Raw genomic sequence first — 18,777 nt, forward strand, 5'->3', positions numbered from 1 at the left:
TATTTTGTTAGATTTATATTTAGTATTTACCTGTATAAGTATTAGATATTGTGGTAACTGGATATAAAAAATAAAGTAACAAGATTATAACTTATGTTTTTTAACTTGATATAAAGTAATGCAAATAAGAATAATTCATTTTAGGTAGAACAGTTAATTATATCGAGGTGGATAATTAAGTTTAGCATAAAACGAAGTATTTATATATTAAACAAGTAAAAAGAGATAATAAATGTTTCACGTGAAACATTTATTATCTCTTTTTGTAAGTTCTAATCTGCATCTAAAACCTTAGGAATATATTTATTGTTAACCTTGGAGGAAGATTTACGTCCACCTATAGTTTTTATTATAGAATGGTATATTCCTGAAGAGATTACTTCAGCTAATTTCATTACAATATATAATCGAGTATTTTGAAGCACCATAAATTCTAAAGAGCCAGATATATTAACAATTCCAACAATACTTAAATCACCAACAGAAGGTAAATTTTTATTTAGAGCGGCTCCAGGATAAAGAGGTTTAGATTCAATTATAACTTTACCTACATTTTGAAGGCCTCCAAGAGAAGCATCTATAGCTATTATATATGGATTATTATGATTCTTAAGTATTAAATCATTGGTTTCAGAAATATTTTTGGCATGCACAGGGTTTTCTAGATTTCCATAGATAAACACCTTATCTCTAACTAAAAATTTAAGTTTATAACCTACAAGTGGACCTAAGCTATCACCTGTAGATCTGTCTGTACCTATGCATAAGATAACAATATCTCTATTATCTTTAATTACTTTGGTTAGTTCTTCTGAAAGAATTTCTCTTATGTCATATATAGAATTATCAGATAAAGCATCGAAAATAACTTTTTCCACCATGAGTAACACCCTCCTATATTAGAAAGTATTACCATGTAGATAAATTTAATACATCTATTATTAATTCATTACAATTTTTTAATAGAAGAATTTATACTACACAAGATATAATCTATATCTTTATCATCATTAAAATATCCAAAACTAAAACGCAAAGTTCCATTAGGATATGTTCCAATAGTTTTATGAGCTAATGGAGCACAATGGAGACCAGTTCTAGTTATAATATTATATTGAGAGTCAAGAATAAATCCAAGTTCACTGTTATCAATTTTAGAAGAGTTTACAGATATAGTTGAAGTTCTATTTTCAGTATTTAGATGTCCATAAACTTTCATTGTAGATATATTTAATATACCATCAATGAACTTTTGTGTTAGATAATCTTCATGATCTTTAATTGTAGATAATCCTTCATTTTGGATAAAGGTTATTCCAGATAGAAGACCTGCAATACCAGGTGCATTCATAGTACCACTTTCAAATTTATCAGGTAAGAAGTTGGGTTGAATTATGTCTGATGAAACACTTCCTGTACCACCAACAATTAATGGAGAACAAATATCATTCATTTCATCATCTATGATAAAGCCACCTATACCTTGAGGACCTAATAAACTTTTATGTCCAGTAAAGGCTAAAGCATTGCAGTTTAATTTTTGAAAATTTAAATCAAGAACGCCAGCTGTTTGAGCAGTATCTATAATGAAAAATATATTACTTCCCTTGCAAATTTGTCCGATTTTTTCTAGAGGTTGAATAGTACCAATTATATTAGAGCCATGAGAAAGGGTTACAAGTTTAGTATTATGCTTGATTTTACTTTGAAAATCATCAATATCAATTTCACCTAATTTATTACATTGAATTATATCTAATTCAATTATTCCTTTAGATTTTAATTCATTTAATGTTCTAAGGGTACTGTTATGATCCATGGAAGATGTTATAACATGCCATCCAGGTTTAACTATACCTTTAATTAAAATGTTTAAGGACATAGTAATATTAGATGTAAATATTACATTTTTAGTATCAGGAAAATTAAAAAAATCACATAAAGCATTTCTACATTGGAATATAACTTTATTTCCTTTTAGAGATGAAGTAGATGCACCTCTTCCAGGATTACCGCCTATATTTCTCATATAATTTAGTATATCATTATAAACACAATCTGGTTTAGGAAAAGATGTAGCTGCATTATCTGCATAAATTTGCATAGTATTACCTCCTAGGTTGAATTTATCATATTTAGATATATAATAAGTAAAATTTATATATTATAAATTTAGATATGATATATTCTATAGATTTGATATAATTAGTATGTTAATAAAGATTGTATTATAGTAAGTTGGTATAACACAATAATACAACATTATAATAAATATATACAATATCATATTATTATATTAAGTAGAACATATTAATTAATAGATATTAACTAAATATTATTTGATAATAATATTTAATAGGGGGAAAATGTTATGGAAAATATTAGAAATGAAATTGACTGTAGAGGATTAAATTGCCCAATTCCAGTAGTAAATACAAAAAAATATTTTGATGCTTTAGAAAGTGGTATAGGAGTAACTGTTGTAGATAATGAGGTTGCCAAAAATAATGTGGTTAAATTTGCTCAAGGAAATGGATTTGAATATGAAATAGAAGAAAGAGAAGGCAATATATACTATATAACAATTATAAAGGGAGAAGTTACAGTAGAAGAATTAAATCTAAAAAATTCTAAAGAAAAAAAAGAGACTTTTACTATTGTTGTAGGTTCAGATAAATTGGGAAATGGAGATGATGAACTTGGAACAGCTCTTATAAAGAGTTATTTATTTGCACTTTCGGAGGCTGAAGTTATACCAACCAATTTAGTATTCTTAAATGCAGGGGTAAAGTTAGTAGTTGAAGGAGCACTTACCCTTGATAGTTTAAAAAGATTAGTAGAGAGAGGTGTAAATGTACAAAGCTGTGGTCTTTGTTTAGATTTTTATGGATTAAAGGAAAATCTTGCAGTTGGAGAAATTAGTAATATGTATGCAATAATTGAAATGATGAATAAAGGAAAAACTATAAAGTTATAAGAAATAGTGCTAGGAGATATATGAAATGAAAGAATTTTTAATTGTAACTTTCAATAATACTCATGAAGCCATGAAAGCTGAATCAGTATGTATTAACGAAAAGCTTAAGGTTACTATGATGCCAACACCAACATATATAACAAAAAGTTGTGGAATAAGCTTAAAGGCGGATATTGGTATTGTAGATAGCTTAAAAGAGATAATAAAAGATAAAAAGATGGAGTTCAAAACTATTTATCAATTTACTGATAGTAAGTTAATAGAGTTAAATATTGACTAACATAATATGAGATGGTAAAAAATAAGTATAAAACAATATAGTTTATTGATATAAATATTTGGAAACAATGATATAGGAGAAGAATATGAAAGAATTTGAATTAAATGATATTGTAGAAACTAAAAAAACACATCCATGTGGTAGTAATAAGTGGGAAATAATTAGAATGGGTGCAGATATAAAAATTAGATGCACCGGATGTGATAGAATTGTTATGATTCCTAGAAGTAAATTCGAAAAGAGTGTAAAGAAAATTCTTAAGAATGAGGGAAAATAAGATAACAATATTGACTTAATAGTTTTACTATGATATAATTTGATGATGTAATCCCTGCTGTGAAAATCACAGCCGTTAGTCCGGGGGGAGGAGGTGAAACTAATGAGAGCATATGAAACTATATTCATATTACACCCATCATTAGACGAGGAGGCTGTTAAAGCTAACGTTGAAAAATTTAAAGGTGTAATAGAGAACAATGGTGGAGAAGTTGAAAGCGTTGACGTTTGGGGTAGAAGAAAGCTAGCTTATGAAATCGCTAAAGTTAACGAGGGTGTATACACATTAATCAACTTCAAAGCTGACGCTGAATTACCTAAAGAATTAGACAGAGTATTCAGAATTACAGATGGTGTTATAAGACATATTATAATCAATCCAGAAAGCAAGTAGGTGGTATTAATGAATAAGGTTGTTTTAATCGGAAGATTAACCAAAGACCCAGAGTTAAAATTTACTCCAGGTACAGGTACAGCTGTAGCCACATTTACAATTGCAGTTAATAGAAGATTTAAGAAGGAAGGTCAACCGGATGCTGATTTTATACCTGTAGTAGTATGGGGTAAACAGGCTGAAAGTACTGCTAATTACATGAGTAAAGGTAAACTTTTAAGTGTAGCTGGTAGAATTGAAACTCGTTCTTATGAAGCTAAAGACGGTGGAAGAAGATATGTTACTGAAGTAGTAGCTGATGAAGTAAGTTTCCTTGAATGGGGTGGCAATAAAACATCAGGAATGAATACTGGAGCTGTTTCTCACAATGATTCATCAATACCAACAGATTACTTTGGTGGAGGAGATATGACTCCGATTGATGATGGTGAGGATATGCCATTTTAATAATTAGGTAAGGAGGTAAGAGCAATGGCTTATGATAGAAACGATAAGAATGATAGAAGAAAAGGCGGAAATAGAAAAAGAGCTAAGAGAAAAGTATGTGCTTTTTGTATGGATAAAGCAACTTCTATAGATTATAAAGATATCAATAAATTAAGAAAGTATGTTACAGAAAAGGGTAAAATATTACCAAGAAGAATTTCTGGAAACTGTGCTAAACACCAAAGAATGCTAACTGTAGCTATTAAGAGAGCTAGAAACATAGCATTATTACCATTCACAACTGAATAGTAATAATTTATTTGGTAAAACAAACATATAATTAATAAAAACTAGTGAATCGCTGTTATTCACTAGTTTTTTATTTTAACCTCAGAATAACTGTGAAATAAAGGTAAATATACCTATAATCATGTTGCATAAATATTAAAAAAAATTTACAATAGACTTATAGCCTAAAGAAAGGATGATTCTTATGAGACGAGAAGAGTTTAATATTATGTCCAATATAAAGATAATAGAAGGACTAAAGGCAGAATTAGTTTGTATTGTAGGTGATTTTTTTAAATTATTAAGTAAAGGGAGTAATATAGCACAAGATGCAATTTTAGATTGTATATCAGGAGCAATAATAATATTATATATTTTAGCAGAAAAATTAGGATATTCTCATTTAGCAATTGATGAAACTATGAAGAAAAAATTAAAGGTTGGTATAGTAGAAGGTGATCCTCTTGAGAAAAATGGAAAAGAGCTTAGTAAGCTTTATGACCATATAAGAGAAAGGAATTAGAAGGAGGATGTTATGGAACAAAAGATTAATACAAAAAATTTAATAGAAACTGCGTTGATGACAGGTATTATAACTATAATAAGCATTAGTGCATCATACATTTTATTGTTTTATATAATAGGTTTAATATTGTTGCCAATTTTAGTAGCTCTTATTTATTATAGGAATGGAATGAAGTATTCAATAGGAACTGCATTAATAAGCACAATATTAGTAGCTATATTTCTCAATCCTATTTTGGCTATAACTTCAGGTATGTCTTATGGGATAATAGGTGCGGTCTTAGGTCACTGCTTAAAAAATCAAAAGAAAACATATAATATGTTAATAACCTTGATTATAGCATGTATAATATCAATGCTGGTTGAAGTATGGTTAACTAGTAGGCTTGTTAGTAATATAAGTGTAATTCAATTTATTAATGATAAATTGAACACATATATACATGAATTTAAGACATATATAACTCAAACTAAAGAAATTTATAGTAACATGGGTATGAATGCTACTCAACTACAAATGTTTGAACAGATAGAATCTATCTTTACAGTTGATCTCTTAGCTATGTTGATACCAACTGTATTATTTATAGCTTCCTTTATACAAGCATATTCAACCATATTATTTACACATTTGATATTTAGAAAACTTAAATATAAACAAGTAAAATACTTAAGGTTTTCAGAGTTTTATGTATCTAATCTAGTTGGAGCTGCATTAATTGCTGTTATTAGCATATGTGCAATAGTAGGAAGTCGGGGAATTACAGGGGGGGTATTTTTATATAATGCTATTTTGATGTTAACAATTATGATATTAGCTGTGAACGGAGCAGCTGTAACTGATTATTATTTTAGAAAGAAACTAGGAATGCCTAAGGCAATGAGAATACTTTTAGTAATTCTATTGTTTATAATAGGATCATCTAAGATTTTAGGAATAGTAGGTTTTGTAGAAATGATGTTAGATTTTAGAAAGCTGGATCCATATAGAATCAGAAAGGCGTAATATATGAGTAAAGAGAATTTTAAAGAAATGCTATTTAATTTTATAAAAAGTAAAATAGTTATAACTATTTTAGTTATATTATTAGTAGTGTTTTTTATAAAGGATATGTTAATTATTTCAAATATACTACTTCTAATATATGCAGCCGCTCTTTTGTATATTATATTTGATAATAGCAAGAAAGATAATTTTTCTAACAAAATTGAAAATATAATACACAAGGTTGATACTGTTAAGTCTACGGCATTTTCTAAGGTGCATTTTCCAACTATGTTTTTATTAGAAAATGGAGAGGTAATATGGTATAACGAAAGTTTAGCTTTAAGATTAGAAAATAATGATATAGTAGGTAAAAATATAAAAGAAATAATTAAAGAGTTCAATATAAAATTAGCATTAGAAGGAAAAAGATCAGAGTATAAAAATGTTGTTTTTAAGGATAGAATTTATGATATTTATATAAGTATTATTCAAGATTATGAAATTAATGAAGATAATAATCTTATAGTAATTTCTTTTGATGATATTACAGATAATGTTAATTTGATAAATCAAATTAATAATGCTAAAGAAAGTGTAATGCTCATAGAGGTAGATAATCTTGATGAGGTTATTAAGACTACAAAAGAAGATTTAAGACCACAGCTTATAGCAGACATAGATAGAACTATAAATAACTATGCTAATAGCCTAAAAGCGTTAATAAGAAAATATTCATCAAATAAATATGTATTAACAACTAAAGATGCTAATATAGAAACTGAGATGAATAAAAAATTTGATATACTAGATACAATTAGAGAAGTAAGCAGTGGAAATAAACTTACAGTTACTCTAAGCATTGGAGTGGGTAGAGGTGGAGAAAATCCAGCTCAAAATCATGAATTTGCCACTATAGCAAAGGATTTGGCTCTTGGAAGAGGTGGAGATCAATGTGTAGTCAAGAGCTTTGAAAAAGTATCTTTTTATGGTGGAAAAACTAAAGAAGTCGAAAAAAGGACTAAGGTTAGAGCTAGGGTAATTGGTCATGCACTTTTAGAACTGATAAATGAAAGTAGCAATGTAATTATAATGGGACATCACAATCCAGATATGGATTGCTTGGGAGCAGCAATAGGAATGTATAGTACCATACGTTCTTTAAATAAGGAATGTTATATAGTTATGGATGATCCTCATGATGCTGTGCAGTATATGTTGGACAGATTAGATGATGATGATAACTATAAAGATACATTTATAAATATAAATGCAGTTAAAAATATTAAAAATGATAAAAGTTTATTAATATTAGTTGATGTTCATAATGAAAGTTACGTACTCTCTATGGAGGTAGTAGATTACTTCAGTAGAATAGTGATTATAGATCATCACAGGAAAACAAAAGACTTTATACAAGGTACAATGTTAAGTTATGTGGAAACCTATGCATCATCAACATCAGAATTAATAACAGAATTAATTCAGTATATGGTTGAAAAACCAAAATTGAGAGAAGTAGAAGCGGTAGCTCTATTAGCAGGTATTTGTCTAGATACTAAAAATTTCTGTTTTAAAACTGGAGTTAGAACCTTTGAAGCAGCAGCATTTTTACGAAGGCTAGGTGCTGATACTGTAGATGTAAAAAGAATTTTTAGTGAAGCTTTAGATATTTACATAACAAGAGCAGATATAATAAAAACTGCAAAGGTTAAAAGTGGAATAGCTGTAGCGAAATGTCCACCAGAAATATCAAATTCTGTATTACCAGCACAAGCAGCGGATGAATTGCTAAATATTACAGGTATTCAAGCATCCTTTGTTATTGCTAAAATAGAGGAGGGCACTTATATAAGTGGAAGATCCTTAGGTGAAATAAATGTTCAGGTAATATTGGAATATTTAGGTGGTGGAGGACATTTAACAATGGCAGCTGCTAGAATTAAAGATTCTAATCAAGATGAGGCAGAAGAATTATTAAATGATGCTATAGAAAAATACTTAAGGAAGGGTGAATAATAATGAAAGTTATTTTATTACAAGATGTAAAATCAGTTGGAAAAAAAGGAGAGGTTGTTAATGCCTCCGATGGGTATGCAAGAAATTTCTTGTTTCCTAAGAAATTAGCACAAGAGGCAAATGATGTTAACATGCATATTTTAAATAAGAAAAATGAAGCTGATAGAAAGAAGAAATTAGCTGAAATAGAGGAAGCTCAAAAAGTTGCAAATGAACTTAAGGATAAAGAAGTAATTATCTATGCTAAGTCAGGAGACAATGGTAGATTATTTGGAGCTATAACCACAAAAGATATTTCTCAGGAAATGGAAAAACAATTAAATATAACAATAGATAAGAAAAAAATAATAGTTAATACTATTAAAACTATGGGATTATATGATGTAGAAGTAAAGTTATATCCTGAGATATCAACTAAAATAAAGGTTATTATAAAAGAACAACAATAGATTTTAAAAACCGAGGGGAGGAAAGCATAGAAGGTATAAAAGTCCTTCTATGCTAATAATTTTGAATATAAATTCAGTTGATAAAATAAATAATTTTAGCTTAGAAGAAGAATTAACTATGGAAGTAGAAATAGAAGTTTTAGAAGAAGTTATGTACAAGCTTTTAGATGAAGGCACTATTAGAGGTAGAGCAGTAAAATTTAAGGTTCAAAAGCATTTAAATAGTAAAGATATGTATAGAAAACTTTATGCTATAAATAAAATAGTTACTAATGGAAAAGGAATTAGTGTTCCACCAAGTGATAATAATATAGAAGAAATTTTAAAAGAAACTAGCCTAGAAATAAGTGAACTTCTAGCTAAAAGATATGTACAAAATAAATTAGATGCAGAAGTGGAAAAGCAAATTATAGAAAAACAGGACAAGTATATAGATGAGGTAAGACTAGGAATCATAAAGAAACAAAGAGGACCAGAGAATAGTAAGACATTAAAGAAATATGCAGAGTTTGAATGTTTAGATTCAAAGCATTTAACTCAAAACATTATGAGTATGCTTAGACCTGATAGTTTTTCAGAAATAATTGGGCAAGAGAGAGCTATTAAATCTTTAATATCTAAGATGGCATCTCCATATCCACAACATATAATTTTATACGGACCACCAGGAGTGGGTAAGACTACAGCAGCTAGGATTGCGCTTGAAGAAGTTAAGAAATTAAAGCATACGCCATATGATAAGGATGCAAAGTTTGTAGAAGTAGATGGAACCACATTAAGATGGGATCCAAGAGAGATATCAAATCCTTTATTAGGTTCAGTACATGATCCTATATATCAAGGTTCAAAGAGAGATTTAGCTGAAAGTGGTACTCCAGAACCAAAGACTGGACTAGTTACAGAAGCACATGGAGGAGTTTTATTTATAGACGAAATAGGTGAATTAGATTATACTCTTCAAAATAAATTATTAAAAGTTTTAGAAGATAAAAGAGTTGAGTTTTCATCATCATATTATGATCCAGATGATGAAAGTACACCTAAATATATTAAGTATTTATTTGACAATGGTGCTCCAGCTGATTTCGTTCTAATAGGCGCTACTACTAGAGAGCCAAGTGAGATTAATCCAGCATTAAGATCAAGGTGTACTGAAGTTTATTTTGAACCACTATCTTCTGTAGATATAGAAAAAGTTGTATTAAATGCAGCTAAAAAGTTAAATATTAAATTAGAGGATGGTTTAGCAAAAGAGATAAGCAGATATACTATAGAAGGTAGAAAAGCTGTAAATATACTTGCAGATGTATATGGATATGTATTATTAAATAATGAAGAGAGAAATGATGTGGTTATAACTATTTCTGATTTTAATGAAGTAGCATCTAATAATAGATTAAGACCATATGAAGATATTAGTGATTTAGATTCTAAGGAAGTTGGGCAGATTTTTGGTCTTGGGGTATCTGGATTCTTGGGATCAACTATAGAAATAGAATGTTCAAGTTTTGAGGCTAGGGAAAAAGGTAAGGGAACTATTAGATTTAATGATACTGCTGGATCTATGGCAAAAGATTCTGTTTTTAATGCAGCCTCTGTTATAAGAAAGATTACTGATAAGGAAATCAGAGATTATGATGTTCATGTAAATGTTATTGGTGGTGGAAAAATTGATGGACCATCAGCAGGTGCAGCTATAACAACATGTATTATAAGTGCCATTTTAGAAAAACCAATAAGACAGGATATTGCAATTACTGGTGAAATATCAATAAGAGGTAAGATAAAACCAGTAGGAGGAGTGTTTGAAAAAATATATGGAGCAAAAAGAAAAGGTATAAGGCAGGTAATAATACCAAAAGATAACTTGAAGGATGTTCCAGCTAATATTAAAAATATAGAAGTTACAGCTGTATCAACAATAGAAGAACTAATAGAATTAGTATTTTAGATATTTTGATTATTAAAACCCTGTAATATGATTATACAGGGTTTTAATTTAATTTTATAAATAAATGTTTGGATTTTTTTATAACTACATTATAATTAAAGAGAAGGATTTTATAATAAATAATGTTTTCTGCATTATTTATTTCTTGAGAGTACATATAGGAGTTTTCTTTTAATATATCGCAGGAGGTAATAATATGAGTGACTCACTTAGAACTATGCCACAAAATATAGAAGCTGAGCAGTCAGTAGTAGGGTCTATGTTAATAGATAAGAATGCTATTGCACAAGCTGCAGAGGTTCTTTCAGCTGAAGATTTCTATAAAGATGCTCATAAGACTATTTTTAAGGCTATTAGAGATTTATATAATAAAGATATACCTGTAGATATGATAACCTTGGTAGACTATCTAAAATCTAATGATATGCTTGAGCAAGCTGGAGGGGTAACATATATTATGGAGATAAGCACCTCAGTACCTTCTACAGCTAATTTATCTTCTTATATAAAAATTGTTGAAGATAAATCGACCCTTAGAAGGCTAATTAGAAGCTCAACGGAAATAATTGAAAATAGCTATAATAAACAAGATGATGTAGAATCAGTAATAGACTTGGCAGAAAAAAATATATTTAATATATCTGAAAAACGAAGTACTAGTGATTTTGAACCTATGAGTACTGTATTGGAAAGAGGATTTTTAGAGATAGAAAAGATTTTTAATAATAAAGGTCAAGTAAATGGAGTAGCTAGTGGATTTAAAGATTTAGATGCAAAAACTTCAGGGTTTCAGAGCGGAGATATGGTTCTAATAGCAGCTAGACCATCTATGGGAAAAACTACATTTTGTCTTAATATAGCCCAAAATGCAGCTATTAGAGATGGTAGGAAAGTTGCAATATTCTCATTAGAAATGAGTAAGGAGCAATTAGCATATAAGCTCCTTTGTGCAGAGGCTAATGTAGATATGGTTAAGCTTAGAAATGGAGATTTAGACGATAGAGATTGGGAGAATATAGCAAGGGCTTCAGGACCACTTGCATCTGCGGGAATATATATAGATGATACTGCAGGTATTTCTGTCATGGAGATGAGGTCTAAATGTAGAAGACTTAAAATAGAGCATGGAATAGATTTAATTATCATAGACTATCTTCAATTAATGTCAGGAAGCAATTCTGATAATAGACAACAGGAAGTATCAGAAATATCAAGAAGTATAAAAGCTTTAGCTAAAGAAATGAAATGTCCAGTAATTGCATTATCTCAATTATCCCGTGCACCAGAACAAAGGGCAGACCATCGTCCGATGTTATCAGATTTAAGAGAATCAGGTTCTATTGAGCAGGATGCAGATATAGTTATGTTCTTATATAGAGAATTTTATTATAGCAAAGAAAAAGAAGATGAGAACATAGCGGAATGTATATTAGCTAAACATAGAAATGGTGAAGTTGGAACCGTAAATTTAGCATGGATAGGTAAATATAGTAAATTTGGAAACTTAGACTTAGTTCATACAGAGTAATTTAAATAGATTTCGTAGAAGTTAGTAATAAAGTATAATTATATATGATTTATATTTATTGCATATACTAAAGCCTTATTACATAAAGATATATTAGCTATACTTTATGTGAGGTGAGATTACTCATGGTAAATGAGATGAAGAACAATAAATTAATAGATGATAAGTTTAACAATGGAAAAGAGAAATATTTTCACAAGCATTCGGAATTAGATGATATTACTATAACAGAGGAACATGAAGATGACATTGTAAGTCTGTATAATAATGGAATTGTGAAAGATATAAGAGATACTAGTAACACCAATGAAGAAGTAAAAATAATTAAGACTAAAGAGTTTTATGGTGACAAAGATAAAGGGTCTATATTAGAATCTAAGGAGAAAGATTGTAGTGAAAAAAGTTGGGGAGCAACATTAGTGTTTTGTATACTTTTAGGTTTTATAGGCTTCCATAGATTTTATGTTGGAAAAGTAGGAACTGCAATATTAATGTTACTTACACTAGGTGGTTTTGGCATATGGATTATAGTAGATTTAGTATCTATAATAATAAATAGTTTTACAGATGAATATGGTAGAATTGTTAAAAGAAAAAAGTCCATAGATCAAAATTAAAAAGATGTGGTAAAACATATCTTTTTTAAGTATTATTGAATAATTTTAATAGATTTGATAATATTCATCTTATATAGTACACGAAGTAAAGATTAAGGAGAACAGTTATGGAAAATAAGAAAATTGGTGAGTTTAATAAAGGGGATAGAATTGAAAGTTTTTTCTTAGTAAAAAATGCAGAATGTAAAATAACTAACAATAGTACTACGAATAAATATTTAGATCTTATGTTAATAGATTCAACTGGAGAAATAAATGCAAAGCTATGGGAATGTAATGAAAATATTGAAGCTTCAATAAAGGATAATATACTTGTAAAAGTAAGAGCTGTAGTTAATGAATATAGAGGGAAATTACAGTTAAAGATAGAGAAAATTAGACCAGCTACAGAAGAAGATAATGTTAATATAGATGAATTTATACTAGTTGCTCCTTATAAGTCTGAAGATATGTTTGAAACTCTATTAGGTTATATAGAGAAAATAGAAAATAAAGATATAAAACATATTACAGAAAATATTATCGGTAAATTAAGTTACAAGTTAATGCATTATCCAGCTGCTAAATCCAATCATCACGCAATTAAAGGTGGTCTTTTATATCATATAACCACTATGTTAAATGCGGCAGAAAGATTATTAGGTATATATGATTATCTAAATAAAGATTTATTGTATTCAGGTATAATTCTTCATGATATAGCTAAAATAATGGAGATGGAATCTAGTGATCTAGGAATAGTATCTAAATATAGTACGGAAGGCCAGTTACTTGGACACATAATACAAGGAATTGGTTTAATTGAAGATGCTGCAATGGAAGTCAAAGCAGATAAAGAAATAGTTATGTTATTACAACATATGATATTAACACATCACTATGAGCCGGAGTATGGAAGTCCTAAGAAACCTATGATACCAGAAGCAGAAATGTTACATCATTTAGATGTATTAGATGCTAGAATGTATGATATGCGTAAAGCTACTAAGGATTTAAATCCAGGTGAATTCTCTGAAAAAATATATAGTTTAGATGGAATAAGTATATACAAATCATTCATATAAATACGAATAATATAAATATAAAAAGTGTAATATATTCTTATAGGATATGTTACACTTTTTATGGTTTAAGATAATATTATAATAAATTTAATTATAATAAAAAGCTAATTATATATATTATATTAACAAAATATATTGTATAAAGCCATTTGTATAATATATTTTAGGAGATTTAAAGTTTATTATCAAGAAATAATAAAAGCACTCTATGTTAGAATAGAGTAAATAAATATTGGGAAAAATAAATTTCTAAAGAAATATATTTACGAAGAATTTTAAATGTACTATATAAAATATTCGTATTTTTTATTGAAAATACTACATCTCTTTGTTAATATATTTATGGGGTGATTAACATGTATAAAAATTATGATATTATAATTGTTGGTGCAGGAGCTAGTGGTGTTTTCGCAGCCTATGAATTAACAGCTTTAGGCTCAAAGGCTAAAGTACTAATGATAGAAAAGGGAAATAGCCTAGAAAAAAGAAAATGTCCCATAGATGGGAAAAAAATAAAAGCTTGCATTCATTGTAAATCTTGTGACATTATGAATGGTTATGGTGGTGCTGGAAGTCTTTCAGATGGTAAGTATAATATAACTAATAACTTTGGTGGAGATTTATATAAATATGTGGGTAGGCAAGAAGCTTTAGATCTAATGTATTATGTAGATAAGGTTTTATGTGATCATGGTGGAAGTGATGCGAAGTTATATTCAACTGCGGATAGTACACTAAAGACTGAGGCACTAAAACATGATTTACATCTTTTAGATGCTAAAGTTAGACATCTTGGTACAGATAGAAATGTAAAAATACTAGGTAATTTATATAATAAGATAAAAGATAATATAGAGATGAAGTTTAATACTGAAGTTGTAGCTATAGAAAAGCACGGTAAAGAATTTATAGTAAAAACTGAGGATGAGGAATTTAGATGCAAAGATATAATAGTTGCCACAGGAAGATCGGGATCTAAATGGATATCTAAGGTTTGTACTAAGCTAGGTATAGAAAGTAGAAGTAATAGAGTAGATATAGGTGTTAGAGTTGAACTACCTGCAGCTATTTTTGAACACATAACAGATAAAGTATATGAAAGTAAAGTTGTATATAGAACTAAGAAGTATGGAGATTTAGTCAGAACATTTTGTATGAACCCACATGGTGAGGTAGTTAGTGAAAATACAAATGGAATAGTAACAGTAAATGGACATAGCTATTCAAATCCAGAACTTCATACAGAAAACACAAACTTTGCATTATTAGTTACTAATAATTTTACAGAGCCATTTAAAAATAGTAATGAATATGGAGAATCTATAGCAAGACTTAGCAATATGCTAGGTGGCGGAGTATTAGTTCAAAGATTTGGAGATTTAGTACAGGGGAGAAGAACTAATGATCATAGAATGAGTAAAAGTTTTACTATTTCAACTTTAAAAGCTACACCGGGAGATTTAAGCTTAGTTATACCAAAGCGTCAATTAGATGCTATAATAGAAATGATATATGCTCTAGATAATATAGCACCAGGAACAGCTAATGAAGATACATTGTTATATGGTGTAGAAGTTAAGTTTTATAATTCTAATATAGAAGTGGATAATAACTTAGAGACAAAAGTAAAAAGCCTTTATGTATTAGGAGATGGATCTGGAGTTACACATTCACTATCACAAGCATCTGCTAGTGGAGTTTATGTTGCTAGAATATTAGAGGAGAAATATAGTAAGCTAGTTTAATTTATAATAAGTTTTACTAATGAGTAAAAAAGGAGATGTAGAATATGTCATCATTTGTGGTATTAGGAGCTCAATGGGGAGACGAAGGAAAGGGTAAAATGACTGATTATCTTGCAGAAAGTGCAGATGTAGTTGTTAGATTCCAAGGAGGAAATAATGCAGGTCATACTGTAGTAGTGGGAGAAAAAGAGTATAAGTTACATTTGATTCCATCAGGAATACTTTATAAAGACAAACTTAATGTAATAGGCAATGGAGTGGTTGTAGACCCCGAGGCTCTATTTACAGAAATGGATTATTTAAAGGGATTAGGAGAAAATATAACACCAGAGAGATTAATAATAAGTGACAGAGCTCAAGTTATAATGCCTTATCATAAAGTATTAGATGCTCTTAAGGAAGAAGCTAGAGGAAAAAACGATATAGGTACTACTAAAAAAGGAATAGGACCTTGTTATACTGACAAAGTTGAGAGATGTGGAATAAGGGTTTGTGATCTTATTAAACCAGAAGTATTAAAAGAAAAATTACAAGAATATCTTCCAGCTAAAAATGATTTAATAGTTAAAATTTATGGTGGAGAAGCCCTAAGCTTTGATGAGGTTTTCGAGGCCTATTTAGAATATGGTAAGAGAATGAAGCCGTTTGTAGATGATGCATCAGTTAGAGTTTTTGATAGCATAAAAGCAAATAAAAATGTGTTATTTGAAGGAGCTCAAGGAACACTTCTGGATATAGATTTTGGTTCATATCCATATGTAACATCTTCTAATACCGTAGCAGGTGGTATATGTACAGGTGCTGGTATAGGACCAACTATGATAGATAGTGCTGTAGGAATTGTAAAAGGATATACAACTAGAGTTGGAAAAGGACCTTTTCCAACAGAACAAGAAAATGAAGTTGGAGATTGGATAAGGGAAAAAGGATTTGAGTACGGAGTTACTACAGGAAGAAGTAGAAGATGTGGTTGGCTTGATCTTGTTATATTAAAAAGTGCTGCTAGAGTTTCTGGATTAACTAGTTTTGGAGTAACTAAGATTGACACACTAGCAGGGCTTGATAAAATACAAGTTTGTGTAGGATATAAGTTAGATGGAAAAGTAATAGACTACTTCCCAGCTAGCCTTGAAGATTTAGCAAAATGTGAACCTGTGTATGAAGAGTTTGATGGATGGGATGAAAGTATAAAAGATGCTAGAAAATATGAAGACCTTCCAGAGAATGCAAAGATATACTTAAGAAAAATAGAAGAATTCACTGGTGTTAGGATATCTATAATATCAGTAGGTCCAAAGAGAGATCAAACCATGAGAATCGCAGATCTTTAAAAGTACGTCATTGCATTAAAGATTACAAAAAATTAGTTCAAAGTTTAAAACTGATAAGAAATAAATTTATTTCCTATCAGTTTTATTTTTTTATATTAATTCAAGTAATATTTAAAATCACACAAATTACCTTGAATATAGCTCTTATGTTAATAGGTAAACCTAATCCTTTAGTGCATTATAAATGGCGTTCACAGCAGCGCTAGAGGAGCTCCAGCACCATTGCAAATTAAAACCACCACAATCACCATCAACATCTAAAATTTCACCACCAAAGTATAGACCTGGAGTTAGTGTAGATTCTAAAGTTATAGGGTTTACCTCTGTAGTATCTATTCCACCGATGGTAACTTGAGCATTTTCAAAAGAGTTGGTATCAATAACTTGAAACTTCCAATCATATAAAAGCTTATAAAGTTTAAATCTATATTCATACTCTAGGGAATATGTAAGCATGTGAATGTCAGTAATTCCACACTCTTTTAATATAATAGGAATAAGTTTTTTATTTATAATTCCTACTAGATTGTCTGAAATACTTCTATATGAAAACACTGCAAAGTGTGTTTCAAAAAAATCTACTATATGGTCATAATCTGAATTAAGTAAATTTACATGTATAATAACTGATGACTTATTCATAATTCCTTTAGAAGCAATTCTACTAAGCTGTAGAATTGGAGGACCTGATATACCATAGTCTGTGAATAAGATTTCACCAAATTCTTGTTTTTTAGTTTCACCATTTACTTCTATATTACAAGAGCTTTCAAATTTCACTCCAGAAATGGCCTTAAGTCTATCATAGTTTAGTTTTAATTGAACTATACCAGGTGTTAAGTTTATTAATCTATGGCCAAAGTTTTTAGCTAGTTTATGACCAGAGCCATCAGATCCTGTTTTAGTATAACTTTTTCCTCCAGTACATAAGAGAACTTTTTTACATGTATATGTAGTTGAAGAAGTAATAATTTCAAAGTAACCCTTCTTTGTGTTAATGATATTTAAAACTTTTTCATTCATGTAAGTTGGTATATTTCTTTCAGATAAATTCATTCTAAGAATATCTAACACAGAGGATGCTTGAAGAGATAATGGGTATATCTTTCCAGAATCTAAGGTACATGTATATATTCCTATGGATTTAAAAAAGTTAAGGGTATATTCTAAATCATAGGTATTAATAATATCTTTAAAAAAGTTATTATTATCACTATGAAATCTTGATAAGGATAATTTTTCGTTTGTTAAATTACAGCGTCCATTACCAGTAATTAACAATTTTTTACCTACTCTATCGCTACTATCTATTATAGCTACGTCTATACTTAAATCTTTTGCTTTAATTGCAGATACTATGCCACAAGATCCACCACCAACAATAATTAAGTCATGATACAAAATAAAATCACCTCAAGCCTTTAAATGTATTTTATAACATATTAACTAATATATTAACTATAGTATATAGAATTATACTACATATTAAAACTATAATATAAGTTTATTATTAAATTATAATATATCTAATAAATAATATATTTTCTGTATATAATTTTGGAGAAAAAAATAAAAAAAATTATTTTTAAAATTTTGTTGACAAAAGTTTAAAATTTTTGTATTATAATAAATGTCGGATGAACCGGCAAACACAAAACAAAAGCAAAATGACATATGGCTCCTTGGTCAAGCGGTCAAGACACCACCCTTTCACGGTGGTAACAGGGGTTCGATTCCCCTAGGAGTCACCATACTAGGTCGCATAGCTCAGCTGGGAGAGCACCTGCCTTACAAGCAGGGGGTCACAGGTTCGATCCCTGTTGCGACCACCACATAATCTAATGTGGCCCAGTGGCTCAGTTGGTTAGAGTGCCGGCCTGTCACGCCGGAGGTCGAGGGTTCGAGTCCCTTCTGGGTCGCCA

The 18,777-nt window shown here is 29.4% G+C and carries 19 protein-coding genes and 3 tRNA genes; 19 read left to right on the forward strand and 3 right to left on the reverse strand.

All coding sequences use genetic code 11. The features are described 5' to 3' along the window. Positions 1-272 precede the first annotated feature (272 nt). Both yyaC and B2S02_RS10465 read right to left on the reverse strand, forming a co-directional pair. Complete coding sequence (gene yyaC / locus B2S02_RS10460) at positions 273-881, reverse strand: spore protease YyaC (protein ID WP_150844923.1); 609 nt, start codon at positions 879-881, stop codon at positions 273-275. Between the two features lie 68 nt (positions 882-949). Further along, on the reverse strand, positions 950-2,104 hold the full coding sequence (locus B2S02_RS10465; protein ID WP_346920684.1) for an aminotransferase class V-fold PLP-dependent enzyme: 1,155 nt from the start codon (positions 2,102-2,104) through the stop codon (positions 950-952). Between the two features lie 267 nt (positions 2,105-2,371). Here B2S02_RS10465 and yedF point away from each other — a divergent pair, with 267 nt between their 5' ends. From yedF to B2S02_RS10545, 16 genes are all read left to right on the forward strand, one after another. After that, entirely contained in the window at positions 2,372-2,977 is a 606-nt protein-coding gene (yedF, locus tag B2S02_RS10470) for a sulfurtransferase-like selenium metabolism protein YedF (protein ID WP_346920685.1), read from the forward strand. A 25-nt stretch (positions 2,978-3,002) separates the two neighbouring features. Beyond that, on the forward strand, positions 3,003-3,257 hold the full coding sequence (locus B2S02_RS10475) for a DUF3343 domain-containing protein (RefSeq protein WP_035132011.1): 255 nt from the start codon (positions 3,003-3,005) through the stop codon (positions 3,255-3,257). Positions 3,258-3,342: 85 nt separating this feature from the next. Then, positions 3,343-3,534: a DUF951 domain-containing protein gene (locus tag B2S02_RS10480; protein ID WP_346849171.1), complete on the forward strand. Its 192-nt coding sequence runs from the start codon at positions 3,343-3,345 to the stop codon at positions 3,532-3,534. Between the two features lie 102 nt (positions 3,535-3,636). Continuing rightward, positions 3,637-3,927, forward strand: coding sequence for a 30S ribosomal protein S6 (rpsF, locus tag B2S02_RS10485; protein WP_035132009.1), 291 nt, complete (start codon positions 3,637-3,639; stop codon positions 3,925-3,927). Between the two features lie 9 nt (positions 3,928-3,936). Further along, positions 3,937-4,374 carry a single-stranded DNA-binding protein gene (locus tag B2S02_RS10490; protein WP_035132007.1) on the forward strand — a complete coding sequence of 146 codons (438 nt, stop codon included), beginning with the start codon at positions 3,937-3,939 and terminating at the stop codon, positions 4,372-4,374. A gap of 24 nt (positions 4,375-4,398) precedes the next feature. After that, on the forward strand, positions 4,399-4,662 hold the full coding sequence (gene rpsR / locus B2S02_RS10495) for a 30S ribosomal protein S18 (RefSeq protein ID WP_035132005.1): 264 nt from the start codon (positions 4,399-4,401) through the stop codon (positions 4,660-4,662). A gap of 184 nt (positions 4,663-4,846) precedes the next feature. Beyond that, a complete protein-coding gene (locus B2S02_RS10500; RefSeq protein WP_035132003.1) occupies positions 4,847-5,164 on the forward strand; it encodes a MazG-like family protein in 318 nt (105 codons plus the stop codon). A gap of 12 nt (positions 5,165-5,176) precedes the next feature. Then, on the forward strand, positions 5,177-6,172 hold the full coding sequence (locus tag B2S02_RS10505; RefSeq protein WP_346920686.1) for a DUF2232 domain-containing protein: 996 nt from the start codon (positions 5,177-5,179) through the stop codon (positions 6,170-6,172). Between the two features lie 3 nt (positions 6,173-6,175). Then, positions 6,176-8,170 (forward strand): DHH family phosphoesterase, encoded by a 1,995-nt coding sequence (locus tag B2S02_RS10510; protein ID WP_346920687.1) that lies wholly within the window; start codon positions 6,176-6,178, stop codon positions 8,168-8,170. Between the two features lie 2 nt (positions 8,171-8,172). Next, positions 8,173-8,619 (forward strand): 50S ribosomal protein L9, encoded by a 447-nt coding sequence (gene rplI / locus B2S02_RS10515; protein ID WP_346849174.1) that lies wholly within the window; start codon positions 8,173-8,175, stop codon positions 8,617-8,619. 49 nt (positions 8,620-8,668) lie between these two features. Beyond that, on the forward strand, positions 8,669-10,570 hold the full coding sequence (lonC, locus tag B2S02_RS10520) for a Lon family ATP-dependent protease (protein ID WP_346876259.1): 1,902 nt from the start codon (positions 8,669-8,671) through the stop codon (positions 10,568-10,570). 196 nt (positions 10,571-10,766) lie between these two features. Continuing rightward, entirely contained in the window at positions 10,767-12,098 is a 1,332-nt protein-coding gene (locus B2S02_RS10525; protein ID WP_346849176.1) for a replicative DNA helicase, read from the forward strand. 125 nt (positions 12,099-12,223) lie between these two features. After that, positions 12,224-12,715 (forward strand): TM2 domain-containing protein, encoded by a 492-nt coding sequence (locus B2S02_RS10530; protein ID WP_346920688.1) that lies wholly within the window; start codon positions 12,224-12,226, stop codon positions 12,713-12,715. Positions 12,716-12,822: 107 nt separating this feature from the next. Then, on the forward strand, positions 12,823-13,779 hold the full coding sequence (locus tag B2S02_RS10535; protein ID WP_346920689.1) for a 3'-5' exoribonuclease YhaM family protein: 957 nt from the start codon (positions 12,823-12,825) through the stop codon (positions 13,777-13,779). Positions 13,780-14,135: 356 nt separating this feature from the next. Beyond that, complete coding sequence (locus tag B2S02_RS10540; RefSeq protein ID WP_346920690.1) at positions 14,136-15,524, forward strand: NAD(P)/FAD-dependent oxidoreductase; 1,389 nt, start codon at positions 14,136-14,138, stop codon at positions 15,522-15,524. Between the two features lie 44 nt (positions 15,525-15,568). Then, a complete protein-coding gene (locus B2S02_RS10545; protein ID WP_035135758.1) occupies positions 15,569-16,855 on the forward strand; it encodes an adenylosuccinate synthase in 1,287 nt (428 codons plus the stop codon). 162 nt (positions 16,856-17,017) lie between these two features. On the opposite strand, the gene B2S02_RS10550 is transcribed toward B2S02_RS10545, so the two are convergent. Continuing rightward, on the reverse strand, positions 17,018-18,256 hold the full coding sequence (locus B2S02_RS10550) for an NAD(P)/FAD-dependent oxidoreductase (protein ID WP_346920691.1): 1,239 nt from the start codon (positions 18,254-18,256) through the stop codon (positions 17,018-17,020). 275 nt (positions 18,257-18,531) lie between these two features. Here B2S02_RS10550 and B2S02_RS10555 point away from each other — a divergent pair. From B2S02_RS10555 to B2S02_RS10565, 3 genes are all read left to right on the forward strand, one after another. Further along, positions 18,532-18,606, forward strand: a tRNA-Glu gene (locus B2S02_RS10555). Between the two features lie 5 nt (positions 18,607-18,611). After that, positions 18,612-18,687: transfer RNA gene (locus B2S02_RS10560), tRNA-Val, on the forward strand. 13 nt (positions 18,688-18,700) lie between these two features. Beyond that, a tRNA-Asp gene (locus B2S02_RS10565) sits at positions 18,701-18,777 on the forward strand.

Source organism: Clostridium sp. UBA7339, assembly GCF_002470865.1.
GTDB lineage: Bacteria > Bacillota > Clostridia > Clostridiales > Clostridiaceae > Clostridium_J > Clostridium_J sulfidigenes.

Bases quoted from the DNA above. Each gene is read 5' to 3' on its own strand.
- yedF (WP_346920685.1), top strand. From the start codon at position 2,372: ATGGAAAATATTAGAAATGAAATTGACTGTAGAGGATTAAATTGCCCA.
- yyaC (WP_150844923.1), bottom strand. From the start codon at position 881: ATGGTGGAAAAAGTTATTTTCGATGCTTTATCTGATAATTCTATATAT.
- lonC (WP_346876259.1), top strand. From the start codon at position 8,669: ATGCTAATAATTTTGAATATAAATTCAGTTGATAAAATAAATAATTTT.
- B2S02_RS10465 (WP_346920684.1), bottom strand. From the start codon at position 2,104: ATGCAAATTTATGCAGATAATGCAGCTACATCTTTTCCTAAACCAGAT.
- rpsF (WP_035132009.1), top strand. From the start codon at position 3,637: ATGAGAGCATATGAAACTATATTCATATTACACCCATCATTAGACGAG.
- B2S02_RS10525 (WP_346849176.1), top strand. From the start codon at position 10,767: ATGAGTGACTCACTTAGAACTATGCCACAAAATATAGAAGCTGAGCAG.
- B2S02_RS10530 (WP_346920688.1), top strand. From the start codon at position 12,224: ATGGTAAATGAGATGAAGAACAATAAATTAATAGATGATAAGTTTAAC.
- B2S02_RS10500 (WP_035132003.1), top strand. From the start codon at position 4,847: ATGAGACGAGAAGAGTTTAATATTATGTCCAATATAAAGATAATAGAA.
- B2S02_RS10540 (WP_346920690.1), top strand. From the start codon at position 14,136: ATGTATAAAAATTATGATATTATAATTGTTGGTGCAGGAGCTAGTGGT.
- B2S02_RS10535 (WP_346920689.1), top strand. From the start codon at position 12,823: ATGGAAAATAAGAAAATTGGTGAGTTTAATAAAGGGGATAGAATTGAA.
- B2S02_RS10545 (WP_035135758.1), top strand. From the start codon at position 15,569: ATGTCATCATTTGTGGTATTAGGAGCTCAATGGGGAGACGAAGGAAAG.
- B2S02_RS10510 (WP_346920687.1), top strand. From the start codon at position 6,176: ATGAGTAAAGAGAATTTTAAAGAAATGCTATTTAATTTTATAAAAAGT.
- rpsR (WP_035132005.1), top strand. From the start codon at position 4,399: ATGGCTTATGATAGAAACGATAAGAATGATAGAAGAAAAGGCGGAAAT.
- B2S02_RS10490 (WP_035132007.1), top strand. From the start codon at position 3,937: ATGAATAAGGTTGTTTTAATCGGAAGATTAACCAAAGACCCAGAGTTA.
- rplI (WP_346849174.1), top strand. From the start codon at position 8,173: ATGAAAGTTATTTTATTACAAGATGTAAAATCAGTTGGAAAAAAAGGA.
- B2S02_RS10480 (WP_346849171.1), top strand. From the start codon at position 3,343: ATGAAAGAATTTGAATTAAATGATATTGTAGAAACTAAAAAAACACAT.
- B2S02_RS10505 (WP_346920686.1), top strand. From the start codon at position 5,177: ATGGAACAAAAGATTAATACAAAAAATTTAATAGAAACTGCGTTGATG.
- B2S02_RS10475 (WP_035132011.1), top strand. From the start codon at position 3,003: ATGAAAGAATTTTTAATTGTAACTTTCAATAATACTCATGAAGCCATG.